The sequence below is a fragment of the Chryseobacterium shigense genome (assembly GCF_900156575.1).
GTDB lineage: Bacteria > Bacteroidota > Bacteroidia > Flavobacteriales > Weeksellaceae > Chryseobacterium > Chryseobacterium shigense.
The window spans coordinates 44,860-60,052 of sequence record NZ_FTNY01000005.1 but is presented as its reverse complement, the minus strand read 5'-3'; the positions used below and the strand labels follow the sequence as shown (position 1 = coordinate 60,052).

Genomic DNA, 15,193 nt, shown 5'->3' with positions numbered 1-15,193 from the left:
CATGAGAAGATCAATATACATCCCGAAACTATTCAGCTTCGGGATTTTCTTTTTTCCTGAATACATTCTTTAGAAAGCCTTTCTTTTCTTTTTTCTCTTCCTGCGGCCTGGGCTCTTCCTTCTTCGCTTTGATCTCCTGTTTCAGTTCTTTTACAGATTTCTTTACTTCTTTTACCGAAGTGACCGCTTTCTTAACCGTTTTTTCAGTTTTATCCACACTCTTTCCGATCAGGGTTTTCTTCAATCCCTGCTCAATTCCTTTCCAGAAAAGATTAAAGAATGATTTTGTAGGATCCCGTTCAACATTGTCCACCTCTACGGCTTCAGGAAATTTGCCAGAGTTCGATCTGATAAAAAGATTGGCTACAGCCGTTAAAACCCCTTTCTTTTCATGATTATTCTTATTTAAGACGGCAATTTTAAGATCTTTATGTTTCAGATTAAATGTTCCATGCAACCCGGCAGGATTCCCTTTGAAGTTAAAGAGCATTTCCTGAATCGTTCCGGAAGTAGCCGTTACATGCAAGTAGGGTCTGATAAATGGATTAATACCGCTTGCTGGGAGATTCGATGTCTTTCCGGAAATTGAAAAACGGTCATTGTGATCTGCCACATCGAAATTCCAGTTTACAGAAAGTGGCGCCAGATTCATAAAAGAGCAGTTGATCCTGATATCCACCTGGGTGGGTTTCCCTTTTGCTTTAGCAGAATTCAGGTTTTTAACGTTCATATTAAAATTAGCGAAAGTAAGCTTTCCGGGGCCGGCACTTTGTGGTGTATCTTCTTCATAGACCAGGATGGAGTTTTTCAGATCCAGATTATTCACCGTCAAAGGTATCTTTATGGAACGGAGCAACTTTGAATACAGTGGCTTTATTTTCGGATCATCATTTGGGATTTTACTTCTGAAAATATTGGCGTCCGCACCCAGAACTGTCACATGGGAAGCATTGATCGATTTCCGATCTGAAAACAGCTCCCAATGTCCGTCTGCTGCGATCTGGGAAACTTTGATATCATACAAGTCCTGCTCAACGGGTATCATTTTGATAAACTGGGCTCTCGAAACGAGAGGTTTCATGATAAAATTATTAACCTGGATCTTATTTTTGTTCAGTTTTAAAAGTCCGGCGCTCAGATTATAAAACTTAGTCCTGTACGCGAAGTTCCGAGTGGTCAGGAAATAGTCCTTTACTTTGAAAGAAAGCCCCTGGTTATTAGGCTTAGGCGCAATTTCAATGGTGTTAACTGTCGCATTCAAATCATGAAACGCTAATGGCTGCTTTTCTTTATCATAAACAATATCAGAATTTTTAAGCGATATTTTTCGAACGATGACGGAATTTATAATGCTCCGGCCGGGATTCTTTTCAGGCTTATTCCCGCCTGCCTTAATGGTTCCATTTACATTTTCAACAAGCACATCTTTAAGGTCCAGATTAAGTTTCTTATCTATAAATTCCAGCTTATTGATATTAAAGGCAATATGTCCGGTTTTCAGATCCATCGATCCTTTTCCTGCATCCGGAGATCCGGGAGACAAGATCATATTTCTGATTTCGCCGCTTTTAGGGTTTAATGCAATACTTTCAACAGAAAAATTCTGATGATTTGAATATTGTATATCCCTTCCCGAAAAATGAAAATCTTTATACCCTACAGGAACGACCTCTTCTGCGGTCACTTTATCAAACTTCAGTTGGTTGACTTTTACATTGATTGCTTTTCCGGAAAGCAGCCTGTTTCCGTCTGGTTGATTAATCAATATTGAAGCATTCGTAAGCTTTATATCTTCTAAATTAATTTCAAAATTCAGCTTTTTCTCTGCTTTTTTAGGTGGTGCACCTGTATTATAAATGCTAAGAACCGGATTTTGAAAATCAGCATTGGCCAGCGAAATTTTATTTTTAGCTAAAATCATGTCTTTAAAATCCATTTTTGGAATGGAAACCTCAAATAGTTTTGATTTTTGAGGATAAAATCTTTTAAACAGATTGAAAGACAAAAGCGGTATCAGCCGAAAATTCCCGACCGACATCTGACCATCTGAAGTCGTGATGGTGCTGATCGTGATGGCATACACCTCATTCGGACGGAAGAAAAAATTCTTTCCTTTAATATCATAACGATCAAAAACCACAGGAAGCTTATCTTCTACTGACTCCTCAGTCATTTGCAGATTTTCTACAAACAGATCCAGTTGCTGAACAGACAAAAATTTCTGCTTGGTGTATTTGAAAATATTGATTGTTCCTTTATTAATTCTGATGTTTTCAAAAAGAAAAGGACTTCGCTTTTTCCCGGTTTTCCGGTCGACAGGTTTCGCGAGACTAATATTTAGATTCGGTTTAGCCAACAGAAGATCTGATGAGCTGATTCTTTTATTAAAAATAGCATCATAAATCCCAAAACGACTGATTTTCAAGGTGTCAATTGTTCCCTGAAGACCAATAACATTAGTATTTTGAGGATCTTTGCTGTTTACGGTAATTCCTGCCGCAAAAATATTTCCCGAACCCAGATCTACATCCAGTGTTTTATAGGAAACTTTGTAATCTGTATTGTTCTTGATATAATCAGGAAGCTGGGTTTTAAGCCATATGTTCAAACCGAAATTCGCGGCAAGAAGAATGAGCAGCAGAATTCCCAGGCTTATTAATAACTTTTTGACCCATTTTTTCATATTTGAGATTTGGTGGTAGTTGTTTGAATATAAGGAAATTAATTTTTAATCTCCAGCTCGATCACATAGCCTTCATGCCCTCTGACATTAATAAAATCGCCTCCCTGAAAGCTCAGGTACTGTCCTTTAATGCCTGCAAGTTTTCCGGTGAATTCAGGTTTTTTATCTAATGTGAATGAGGTTACTTTTTCCGGCTTTTCAAAAGGGTAATCGAATCTCCATAGATCTTCTCCTTCACTATAGAATTTCTGAAAATCCTCAGGGAAATACTGTCTGATCTTTTGTTGAAAATCAGCAAGATCCATCTCTCCTTCAAAATCATCCTGAAGCATTTTTCTCCAGTTCGTTTTATCCGGAAGGTGTTCTTTCAAAGCAACTTCTATCATTCCTGCCTCATAGCGGTTCTCTGTTCTGGCAATCGGCAACGCAAAAGTAGCTCCCTGATCAATCCATCTTGTAGGGATCTGGGTATTTCTTGTCACACCTACTTTGACATCACCTGTATAGGCAAGATATACGGTGTGAGGCTGCAACTGGATCTGCTTTTCCACTTCCAGATCGCGTTCACCCACTCCCAGATGCGCTGTTGAAAGCTCGGGACGAATGATCGTATCGCTCGCATACGGGCTTTCGAAGAAACAGCTTTTGCAGAACCCCATTCTATAAATAGTTTTATCTTCTCCGCAGTTCACACACTGAAACCCCACATGTTTTATCCGTAATTCTTTTCCGAAAAGCTCATTCATATGGATAAGATCTCCTGAAAGATTCAGATAATATTGGATCGGCTGTGCGTCGAAGCTTGTCATTTTTAAAATTTGCCCTTGAAACTGCATACTATTTATATTACTTTTTTAAGTAAATTTAATGATTATATTTTCAAAAAGTAAATTTATATTTTTACAGCATTAAAAAATCACAAATGACTTATCTTGTAACTGGAGGAAGCGGGTTTATAGGTTCCCATTTAATAGAAAAATTATTAAGAAATGGACATTCTGTCATAAACGTTGACAATTTTGATGATTTCTACAATTATCAGATAAAAATTAAAAATACTTTACAGTCTATTGATCAAAATCCGGATTTTAAGTTTTCGGACAAAGAGACCGACATCAGCTATTTAACTGACATTTCCCGGTCAGACCATTATCAGCTGTATTATCAGGATATCCGTGATAAAAAAGGCCTTGAAAATATTTTTAAAAGTCACGATATAGACCTTGTTATCCATCTTGCAGCGCTTGCAGGGGTACGCCCTTCCATTGAAAGACCTTTGGAATATGAGGAAGTCAATGTCCGCGGCACCATGAATCTTTGGGAGCTCTGTAAAGAATTCAATATCAATAAATTTATATGCGCCTCTTCATCAAGTGTTTACGGCAATAATGAAAAGATCCCATTTGCTGAAACAGATAATGTAGATCATCCTATTTCGCCTTATGCAGCAACAAAAAGAAGTGGTGAAATTTTAGGACATGTTTACCACAACCTGTATCATATCGATATGATCCATTTACGCTTTTTCACGGTATATGGTCCCAGACAAAGACCGGACCTTGCCATTCACAAGTTTACCAGACTGATCTCGGAAGGTGGGGAAATCCCGTTCTACGGTGATGGAAATACGGCCAGAGATTATACTTATATTGATGATATTATCGACGGTATAACGAAATCTATTCTTTATTTGGAGGCTCATGCCGGTGTTTATGAAATTATCAACCTTGGGGAAAGCGAAGTGGTGACTTTATCTGAAATGCTGGCGACCCTTGAAAATACTCTGAAAATTCCTGCCACGAGGAAAATTCTGCCAATGCAGCCGGGAGATGTCCTGAAAACCAATGCAGATATCACAAAAGCGAAGACATTAATAGGCTACCAACCAGACACCGACTTCCAAAATGGCATAAAAAAATTTGTGGAATGGTTTTTGAGAAAATGACATCATATAAGTTTCCGGTGCAGCTGTAATGCAGTCTATGACGGACAATGAACAAAAATTAATCAAAAAGAATTGAAAATCAAGTATAAAAAAGCGTATAATATAAGCTAATTTTATACTTTTGCAAAAAAATTAGAAAATTATGTACTGGACATTAGAACTAGCCTCCTATTTAAGTGACGCGCCTTGGCCGATGACAAAAGCAGAACTTATTGACTATGCAATCAGAACTGGTGCACCAATGGAAGTTGTAGAAAACCTTCAGGCTATCGAGGACGAAGGAGAGATCTATGAATCTATCGAAGAGGTATGGAGCGATTATCCTACCGACGAGGATTTCCTTTGGAACGAAGACGAATATTAATTAAAGCAATAAGCTTTAAGCAGTAGCTTAGAGCTTATTTGCCCTTTTTTTATATATAATTCACACGATAAGCGTATCAATACAACGCTTAAAGCATATTACTTTAAGCATAAAGCAAAAAATTTATGAGTTTTTTAAACAAAGTTCTTAAAGGGTTTTTGGGAGACAAAAAAGCGCAGGACCTAAAAGAAGTAAAAAAAGTTGTAACAAAAATCAAAGCTGTTGAACCAAATATTCAGCAATTGTCTGATGATGGTTTGAGAGAGAAAACTGCTGAGTTTAAAGAAAATATCAAATCTGCAACCAGCAAAATCACAGCTCAAATAGAACAAGTACAGGAGCAGATCAAGAATTCAACGAACGTTGATGAAAAAGAAGCTCTTTTCACAAAGATTGAGACTCTTAAAAAAGAATCCTACGAAATTGAAGAGAAAGTTCTTGGCCAAATCCTTCCTGAAGCTTTTGCCCTGGTAAAAGAAACAGCAAGAAGATGGGCGCAGAACGGACAAATCAGCACTAAAGCCACTGACTGGGACAGACAATTGGTCGCTGCGGGTAAAGATTTTGTAGAAATTCAGGGAGACAACGCAATCTGGAAAAACTCTTGGGACGCAGCCGGAACGCCTGTCGTTTGGGATATGGTCCATTATGATGTTCAGTTTATCGGAGGGGTTATTCTTCACAGCGGAAAAATCACCGAAATGGCAACGGGTGAAGGTAAAACATTGGTAGGAACATTACCAATTTATCTGAATTCACTTACAGAAAGAGGAGTTCACGTAGTAACGGTGAACGACTACCTTGCCAAAAGAGACTCCGCTTGGATGGGACCTCTTTATCAGTTCCACGGAATGTCTATCGATTGTATCGATAATCACCAGCCGAACTCAGACGGAAGAAGAAAAGCCTACAACTCAGATATTACTTACGGAACAAACAACGAATTCGGGTTCGATTATCTGAGAGATAATATGGTAACCTCCCCTTCAGAATTGGTACAAAGAGAATTAAACTTTGCAATCGTGGATGAAGTTGACTCTGTATTGGTAGATGATGCCAGAACACCCCTCATTATTTCCGGTCCGGTTCCTCAGGGAGACAGACAGGAATTTGATGTTCTTAAGCCTTCTATCGACAGAATCGTGGAAGTTCAGAAGAAAACAGTTTCTGCAATCTTTAATGAAGCGAAAAAATTAATCGCTGCAGGAAACACCAAAGAAGGAGGATTCAAATTGCTTCAGGCCTACAGAGGTCTTCCTAAAAACAGACAATTAATCAAATTCTTATCGGAAAGCGGAAACAGAGCCTTGCTTCAGAAAGTTGAAGCGCAGTATATGCAGGACAACAACCGTGACATGCCGATCGTAGATAAAGACCTTTACTTCGTTATTGAAGAGAAAAACAATCAGGTAGATCTTACCGATAAAGGAGTAGAATATATGTCTCAGGGGAATTCTGACAACAACTTCTTCGTTCTTCCGGATATCGGAACAGAAATTGCTGAAGTTGAGGCAAAAAACCTATCTAAAGAAGAAGAATTCGAAGCTAAAGAAAAACTTTTCTCTGACTTCGCTGAAAAGTCTGAGCGTGTACACACAATGAGCCAGCTATTGAAAGCTTATACTCTATTCGAAAAAGATGATGAGTATGTGGTAATAGACGGTGAAGTAAAAATCGTTGATGAGCAGACGGGTCGTATCATGGAAGGAAGACGTTATTCAGACGGTCTTCACCAGGCGATTGAAGCTAAAGAAAACGTAAAAATTGAAGCTGCTACGCAAACCTTTGCAACAGTAACGCTTCAGAATTATTTCCGTATGTACAACAAACTTGCGGGGATGACAGGTACTGCTGAAACAGAGGCGGGAGAACTTTGGGAGATCTACAAACTGGATGTTGTAGTCATTCCTACGAACCGTCCTATTTTAAGACATGACAAACAGGATTTGGTTTTCAAAACTAACCGTGAAAAATATAACGCTGTCATTGAAGAAATTGAAAAATTAACAGCCGCTAAAAGACCTGTACTGGTAGGTACAACTTCTGTAGAAATTTCTCAATTGCTTTCTAAAGCCCTTCAGCTAAGAAAAATTCCTCACCAGGTATTGAACGCAAAGCTTCACAAAAAGGAAGCGGAAATCGTTGCCGGAGCAGGACAGCCGGGAGTTGTAACGATTGCAACGAACATGGCAGGTCGTGGTACGGATATCAAGCTTTCCAAAGAAGTAAAAGAAGCGGGAGGTTTAGCCATTATCGGTACAGAAAGACACGATTCAAGACGTGTAGACAGACAGTTAAGAGGTAGAGCGGGACGTCAGGGAGATCCTGGAAGCTCTCAGTTCTATGTCTCTCTTGAAGATAATCTGATGCGTTTGTTCGGTTCTGAAAGAATCGCGAAAATGATGGACAGAATGGGCCATAAGGAAGGCGAGGTGATTCAGCACTCTATGATCAGCAAGTCGATCGAAAGAGCTCAGAAAAAAGTAGAAGAAAACAACTTCGGGATCAGAAAGAGACTTCTTGAGTATGATGACGTCATGAACAAGCAGCGTGATGTGATCTATAAGAGAAGAAAGAATGCTCTTTTTGGGGATCACCTGAAGTATGACATTACGAATATGATCTTTGATGTTTCCAACTCCATCGTTACGAAAGGAAAGGCTACAGGAAACTATAAAGATTTCGAATTCGATATCATTAAGTTCTTCACTATGGAATCTCCGGTTTCTGAAAATGACTTCAAGAGCAAGCAGATTCCTGAATTAACGGATCTTGTGTTCAAAGCAGCTCAGGAAGATTACAGAATGAAACTGAACTTATTGAAAGAAAAATCATTCCCTATCATTGAGAACGTTTATCAGAATCAAGGATCAATGTTTAAAATGATTCAGGTTCCTTTCACAGACGGACACAAAACCATGACGATTGTGGCTGACCTTAAGGAAGCTTATGATACTCAGTGTGAAAGTCTGATCAATGATTTTGAAAAGAATATTACTTTATCCATCATCGATGAAAACTGGAAACTTCACCTTCGTGAAATGGATGACCTGAGAAGATCTTCTCAAGGTGCTGTTTACGAACAGAAAGATCCATTGGTAATTTACAAACAGGAATCATTCCACTTATTCAGCGAAATGGTTGATAAAATGAACAAAGAAATTATTTCTTTCTTATACAAAGGAGAAATTCCGGCTTAAGAAATCTATAATAAAATCTCATAAAAACCCCGCATCAGCACCGTCTGATGCGGGGTTTTGTTATTCAGCGCCTAATAATTCATGATAAATATCAATTCTGTTATTTATTTAGAACAATTAAAAACAATATATTTGCAAAAAATTTGACTTTCATGAAAAATGTACTGATCTGTGCCTCAATGTTGGGTTCTATGCTGGTCTTGTCTCAGAAAAAAGACACCATTAAATCGAATGACATCGAGGAAGTTGTTGTCAACGGACGATATTATCAAAAATATAAACTGAATGAGGTCTCGGGATCGTTAAGGCTACAGACTCCTCTTATTGAGCTTCCACAGAATGTACAGTCTATCAGTGGTCAGGTTTTGAATGACCAGATTACATTAAATATGTCTGAAGGAATTGTCCGTAACGTCAGCGGAGCCAGAAAAGTAGAACACTGGGACAATGTTTATTCCAACGTTTTCATGAGAGGAGCAAGTATTGCTACATATATGAACGGAATGAACGTCTCTTCTACCTGGGGACCCATCAACCCGGACGCATCCATTATCGATAGAATAGAATTTGTAAAAGGACCCGCAGGATTCATGGGATCTATGGGTGATCCAGCAGGATTTTATAATGTAGTAACGAAAAAACCCACTGGAAAATTCGCCAACAGCGTAAGATTCACAACAGGAAGTTACAACCTTTTCAGAGGAGAAGCAGATCTTGACGGGGTTATCGTGAAAGACGGTGTTCTGGACTACCGTTTAAACTTAATGGGAAGCTCCAACAAATCATGGTCGGAAAATGATAAGACAAGCAAAATTATCATTGCTCCATCTATTACATTCAGACCAACAAAAACAACTACGTTCACTGCCCAATACAATTATCAGTATTTAAAATTCAATCAGCCGGGTGCCTACCTGATGTCTAATGACGGCTATGCGTCACTCAATGTTCATACTAATTTTAATGATCCTAACTTCAAAAAAACAGAAGTGAAAGATCAGAGTTTATTTTTAAGCTTAGATCAGAAGTTATTCAAAGACTGGATTTGGAGCACACAATATGCCTACATGGATATGAATTATGACGGTGGCTCATGGTGGGGCGGTTTCTATGGTTCAGATCCCAATATTTTAAGCAGATCTTTAAGCAACTGGCAGGCTCTTGGAAAAAACAATATATTCCAGACCTACGTTAGAGGAAGTCTACAAACAGGAAATATTACTCATAAAATCATTGCCGGATTCGATTATGGAAATAGAAAATACCAGGCTGATTTCTCTTATTTAGGTGATGGAGGATCTATTGATGTCCACAATATTATTTATGGTGTAAATCCTGGTACATTGCCTCCTGAAAGTGCTTATTATCTAAACCGAAATGCTAATTACTATAATGATCAGGGAGTAAAATACACCTCTTATTATGCTCAGGATCAAATAGAAATGCTTAACAATAAGCTCCGTATTACACTGGCAGGAAGATATACAAGCGGGACAACATTCTCGGGATATCCTAATTTAGATCCGATAAAACCTGATCAAGCGGGAGAATTTACACCAAGAGCTGGTGCCAGTTACTCTATTAAGGATGATCTTTCAGTGTATGGAGTTTTTGATAAAACATTTGTTCCTCAGTCAGTAGCAAGTTATACCAACACCAATATTCCGGCTCCATTAAAAGGGCAAAATATAGAATTTGGATTGAAAAAAGACTGGTTCAACGGCAAATGGAACTCTACTTTCGCTGTTTATGAAATTAAAAGAAAAAACATAAGTGTAGACGACAAAGAACACGGTGTACTTAATCCTGATAATATCACCTTTAATTATCCATTCAAACTGGCCATTGGTGAACAAAGAGCAAGAGGATTTGAAGCAGATATCAAAGGTGAAATCGTAAGAGGGTTAAATGTTGTCATAAACTATGCATATACCGATGCGATCGTGACAGAAGATACAGATCTTTCAAGAATTGGAACGGCTGCTCCCGGAAATGCCAAAAACGTACAAAACACCTGGTTAAGCTACAGATTTGAGCATGGTCAGTTAAAAGGATTCGGTATTTCGGCCGGATACCAATATCAGGGAGGAAGACAGTCGTGGTTTGGAACCACCGCCAAATATGACCAGAGTCTGGAAGATTATTTTGACACCAACTTCGGGATCTCTTACGTAGCCAAAAAATTCGATGTTAACCTATTACTGAACAACGTCCTGAACAGAAAGCTTTACAGCGGTTACAGATCAGATGACGGTTCTTACGCATGGATCTATAACGCTCCGCGTAACTGGAGACTATCAATAGGATATAAATTTTAAATAATCAAAAGTTAGCCTCTCCGGAGGTTAACTTTTTGCTATGAAGAAAAAGCACCCCCATAAAAAGAAAGTTTCTTTCACGAAAAAATGGTCTGCCAAACTGCATTTGTGGTTGGGTTTATCCGTTGGTATCATTGTTTTTATTGTTTCGCTTACCGGAACTTTGTATGTTTTTAAAGACGAAATACAGAACAGTCTCCGAAAAGAAGCCATCTATGTAAACGAAACTTCAGCATCCCCATTGTCAATTACTGTCCTTAAAGAAAAAGTCAGTCTGGAACTCCATGAAAAGTATCCGCTGAGTGCCCTGGAAGTCTCTTTGGATAAAAATAAATCCTACCGTTTTTCTTATTACGAAAAAAATAAAAAGGGCTGGAATTATTTTGAAGAAGTAAAAATCAATAAACTCGTTTATGTCAATCAGTACAACGGAAAAATTCTGGCTGTTTACAATGAGAAATATAATTTTTTCAATATTCTGAAATACATCCACTGGAGTCTTCTTCTGAACTCCGAATGGGGAAAATATGTGGTGGGAATTCCTACTGTGGTGTTTATCTTCATGCTGATCACCGGAATTATATTATGGTGGCCGAAGAACAAAAAAGCAAGAAGAGGACGCTTCTGGTTCAGCTGGGAAAATGTGAAGACCTGGAAACGAAAAAACTATGATCTTCATAATATATTAGGCTTTTATGCCTCGTTTTTCGCTTTACTCATCAGCATTACAGGAATTTATTTTGCGTATCCGTATGTGAAAAACACATTCAATCTTGCCCTTTCAGGATCTTTGGAACAGCCTAAAGACAAGGAAATTAAATCTCCTGATTCGCTGATGGTGAAAAACGCTTCTGTCTATGACCTTACAGCTGAGCAAACCAGAAAACTATATCCTACCTCTTCCAGTTTCAGAATTCCATTGAACGGAAAAAACAAAAAAGGGAAAGAGCTGAAAAATATTCCGGTTACGGTCTATGGCGAAGAAGGACGATTCAGTGAAAGAAATACATTGGCCTTTGACAAGTACTCAGGAAAACTGCTGGCTGATCAACCTCATCAGAAACTGAGCAACGCCGAAAAATATGCCAACGCCAACTATGACATCCACACCGGATCCTATTTCGGACTGTTTGGTAAAATTCTATGGTTCATTACCGGACTCATCTGTACTTCACTTCCGGTGACAGGATTTCTGGTATGGTGGGGGAAACAAAAAAAACAAGGAAAGAAAATATAATGAAAAAAGCGCTTATATCAGCTGCATGCTTAGGTTCGGTTGCCGTTTTTGCACAAGTTAAAGACAGCCTGCAGACCAACAGCGTGGATGAAGTCGTGATGACTGCTTCCAGAAAAAAAGAAAATATTAAAGAAATACCAAGCTCCGTAACGATTGTTGCAGAAAAGCAGATCCAGTCTCAGCTGACCGTCAATTCAGATATTACCAGCATTCTTCAATATACCGTTCCCAGTTTAGGAACGAACTCCGGACAAACGTCCAATACAGGACAAACCTTGAGAGGCCGCCAGGTTCTTGTCCTTATTGACGGAATTCCCCAGTCTACTCCACTCAGAAACGGAGCCAGAGATCTAAGATCTATCGATCCTTCAGTGATTGAAAGAATTGAAGTGATCAAGGGAGCATCTTCCATCTACGGAAACGGTGCAGATGGTGGGATCATCAATTATATCACGAGAAGAAGCAAATCCGATAAAAATATTTCCGGGCTTACCCAGGTAGGGTTTACAGGCCAAACGTATGGCGGAACTCTTGGAGTAAGGGCCAGCCAGCTCTTATCCGGAAAGGTGAATAAATTTGATTATGTCTTCTCTCTCGCCTACGAAAGAACAGGCTACATGAAAGATGCAGACGGCGTAAATCTTACTCCAACCTACAGCCCCGCAAAAATGGACAACTACAACGGGATGCTTAAAGTAGGTTACAATATCAATAAAGACCAGAGGGTGGAAGCCTCCTACATCGGATATGCCTCTAAATCTGACCTTAACTTAGGACTAAGAACGGGAAAATACGGGATTACCCCAACCATCGGGGAAGGCGTAGGAAAAAATCTTGAAACCACCCCTCAGGGAACCCCGAGAAACCATAATTTCAGGGTCAACTATGACCACCAGAACCTTTTCGGTGGAACTACGTCATTGAATTTCAATGCTTACATGCAGGATTTCAGGACTGTATACGGATACAGCGACACTTTCTTCGGAGGAGGACAGTCCAATGTCATTTCCAAAAAATACGGAGCGAGATTCAACTTTGACACCCAACTTTGGTCTGCTAAAGATTCACAAGGTGAAGTGATGTACGGAATGGATATCCTTAATGACCAGACCGTTCAGAAGCTGGAAGACGGACGTTACTGGACACCGGACATGAATATGACCAACTTGGCCCCTTTCGTTTTGGTTAAAGTTGATTTATTAAAAAAATTAACCATCAAAGGAGGACTCCGTTACGAAAATATGCGTGTGAAGGTTGGAGATTTTAATACGCTTTCTACCGTTAAAAGTGACGGAACCTTTACCAAAAGTATTTTTGTGACCGGTGGAGATTTAAAATACAATGCACTGGTAGCCAATTTAGGGCTACGCTACAATATTGAGCCTTTCATCAATCTGTTCGGAAGCTTCTCACAGTCCTACTCTATCAATGAATTAGGAAGAATCCTGCGAACCTCTACAGAAGGAACCATTCAGAATCTTGAAACCAAACCGATCATTGTGAACAACTACGAATTCGGGGCAACGGGACAGATTTCAAAATGGATCAACTATGAGATTACTTCTTATGTGAGTACGTCAAAACTGGGCGCTTCATTTGTACAGAGCCCGGACAGAGCATTAACGATACAGAGATCTCCGGAAATTGTTTACGGTGTGGAAGGATTCTTACATTTTAAGCCTGCCCAATGGATCAACTTCGGAGGAAGCTACAGTTGGATGGAAGGCATTACTTCTATCAAAGACGACGGAGATTATTCAGCCAGGATCAATAACAGCCGGATTTCTGCCCCTAAAGTACTGGCCTACCTTCAGGTAAAACCAATACCTTCTTTATCTCTCGGGGCTGATATGCTTCACGCTTTTGAGCAGGACAGATTTCAGCCTAATGCAAAGACCGGATTATTCGCCTACGGAGAAGGTTACGTTCCTGATTATACCGTCTTCAATTGTAAAGCAAGCTTTGAAGTCAGTAAAAACTGGAAGGTATCAGCAGGTGTTGAAAATGTATTTAACAGACTGTATCAACCTGCGATTGCATGGTGGTCTGCCCGTGACAGCGAATTCGTGAATTCATTAGGAAGAAGAGGCACCCTGATGCTTGAATATAAATTTTAATTAATCTAAATAAAAAGTAAAACCTATCTTTGCGATACTTTGAACTGCGATATGAAGAAAAAACATCATCATAAAAATAAACCGGGTTTCTTTAAAAAATGGTCTGCCAAACTGCACCTTTGGTTGGGTCTGGGGATTGGCTTTCTGATCTTCATTATTTCCATTACAGGAGCACTCTATGTTTTTAAGGACGAACTGGAAAACTTTACGAGAAAGGATGTGATCTTTCATAATGAACAAAATATCGCCCAGAAAAACGTTCTTCCCATCAGAATGATGGAAAAATCTGTTGTTGAACAGGTGAAGGAAAAATATCCGGTTCACTGGGTGAATGTTCCGATTGATAAAAAGAGATCTTATATATTTTATTGGTATGAGCACAACACGAAGGCCTGGAATTATTTTGATGAACTGCCGGTTTATAAAGCGGCTTACGTAAATCCTTACACAGGAAAAGTCCTCAGGGTCTACGATGAAAAGAACGGGTTCTTTAATATTGTAAAAATGATCCACTGGAGCTTTTTGCTGAAGCAGGACTGGGGACCGTATGTCGTGGGAATTCCCGTGATCATATTCCTCATTATGCTCATCACCGGAATTGTACTTTGGTGGCCTAAAAATAAAGCCGCAAGAAAGCAACGCCTTTCGTTCAAGTGGAAGAATGTGAAAAGCTGGAAAAGAAAGAACTATGATCTTCACAATATCCTTGGTTTCTACTCCTCTATCTTTGCTTTGATCTTTACCATCACAGGGCTGTTTTATGCCTACTTCGTTGTACAGGCGATGATCTATGTGATTTTCTCCGGCGGAGAAACCCAATATCCGGATTTCTCTCACATTAAAACCAAAGCTCCGATAGAATTAAGAACAGAAGGAACTCTGGACAAAGTGATCAATACGGTTATTCAGAAATATCCTGATGCTTTTGGTTTTGCGATTGACCTGGGCCACGAGCATATGGACGATCATGAACACCCGAATTTTGAGGTGTATGTAAAGCATCTTTCTTATTCTTATCACAAAAGCAGCAGCCTGATCTTTGATGAAAACTCAGGAGAACTGCTTCACACGCACGATCCTAAGGACAAAAACTTTGGGGAAAAAGCAGTAGGGGCCAACTATGATATCCATGTAGGCTCTATTTTAGGACTTCCTACAAAGATCATCGCATTCATTGTCAGCCTCATCTGTGCATCATTGCCCGTAACCGGATTTATGGTTTGGTGGGGAAGAAGAAAAAAGAAACCGGTAAAAACAGCCTAAAAGTTTTTTAAATAAAAGTTTTGTTAATAATCCATTAATACAATCTTTTTTATAATTTTAACCCTT

The 15,193-nt window shown here is 39.1% G+C and carries 9 protein-coding genes; 7 read left to right on the top strand and 2 right to left on the bottom strand.

Annotation, left to right across the window (positions count from 1 at the left end; genetic code table 11):
- Positions 1-28 precede the first annotated feature (28 nt).
- Positions 29-2,683: a hypothetical protein gene (locus tag BW964_RS17370; RefSeq protein ID WP_076509087.1), complete on the bottom strand. Its 2,655-nt coding sequence runs from the start codon at positions 2,681-2,683 to the stop codon at positions 29-31.
- 38 nt (positions 2,684-2,721) lie between these two features.
- Entirely contained in the window at positions 2,722-3,519 is a 798-nt protein-coding gene (locus BW964_RS17365) for a DUF2797 domain-containing protein (RefSeq protein ID WP_076509086.1), read from the bottom strand.
- A gap of 86 nt (positions 3,520-3,605) precedes the next feature.
- Between BW964_RS17365 and BW964_RS17360 the strand changes: the two genes are divergently transcribed.
- The 7 genes from BW964_RS17360 to BW964_RS17330 all read left to right on the top strand — a co-directional run bounded on the left by BW964_RS17360 (position 3,606) and on the right by BW964_RS17330 (position 15,127).
- A complete protein-coding gene (locus BW964_RS17360) occupies positions 3,606-4,628 on the top strand; it encodes a GDP-mannose 4,6-dehydratase (RefSeq protein ID WP_076509084.1) in 1,023 nt (340 codons plus the stop codon).
- 142 nt (positions 4,629-4,770) lie between these two features.
- The gene (locus BW964_RS17355) at positions 4,771-4,992 is read left to right on the top strand and encodes a DUF2795 domain-containing protein (protein ID WP_002662059.1); all 222 of its coding nucleotides are present in this window, start codon (positions 4,771-4,773) and stop codon (positions 4,990-4,992) included.
- Positions 4,993-5,117: 125 nt separating this feature from the next.
- The gene (secA, locus tag BW964_RS17350) at positions 5,118-8,192 is read left to right on the top strand and encodes a preprotein translocase subunit SecA (protein ID WP_076509083.1); all 3,075 of its coding nucleotides are present in this window, start codon (positions 5,118-5,120) and stop codon (positions 8,190-8,192) included.
- Positions 8,193-8,344: 152 nt separating this feature from the next.
- Positions 8,345-10,510: a TonB-dependent siderophore receptor gene (locus tag BW964_RS17345; RefSeq protein WP_076509081.1), complete on the top strand. Its 2,166-nt coding sequence runs from the start codon at positions 8,345-8,347 to the stop codon at positions 10,508-10,510.
- A 40-nt stretch (positions 10,511-10,550) separates the two neighbouring features.
- Positions 10,551-11,747, top strand: coding sequence for a PepSY-associated TM helix domain-containing protein (locus tag BW964_RS17340; protein ID WP_076509080.1), 1,197 nt, complete (start codon positions 10,551-10,553; stop codon positions 11,745-11,747).
- A complete protein-coding gene (locus tag BW964_RS17335; protein WP_076509469.1) occupies positions 11,747-13,864 on the top strand; it encodes a TonB-dependent receptor in 2,118 nt (705 codons plus the stop codon). The genes BW964_RS17340 and BW964_RS17335 overlap by 1 nt, the downstream gene beginning before the upstream one ends.
- A gap of 51 nt (positions 13,865-13,915) precedes the next feature.
- Positions 13,916-15,127, top strand: coding sequence for a PepSY-associated TM helix domain-containing protein (locus BW964_RS17330; RefSeq protein ID WP_076509078.1), 1,212 nt, complete (start codon positions 13,916-13,918; stop codon positions 15,125-15,127).
- Positions 15,128-15,193: the final 66 nt, after the last annotated feature.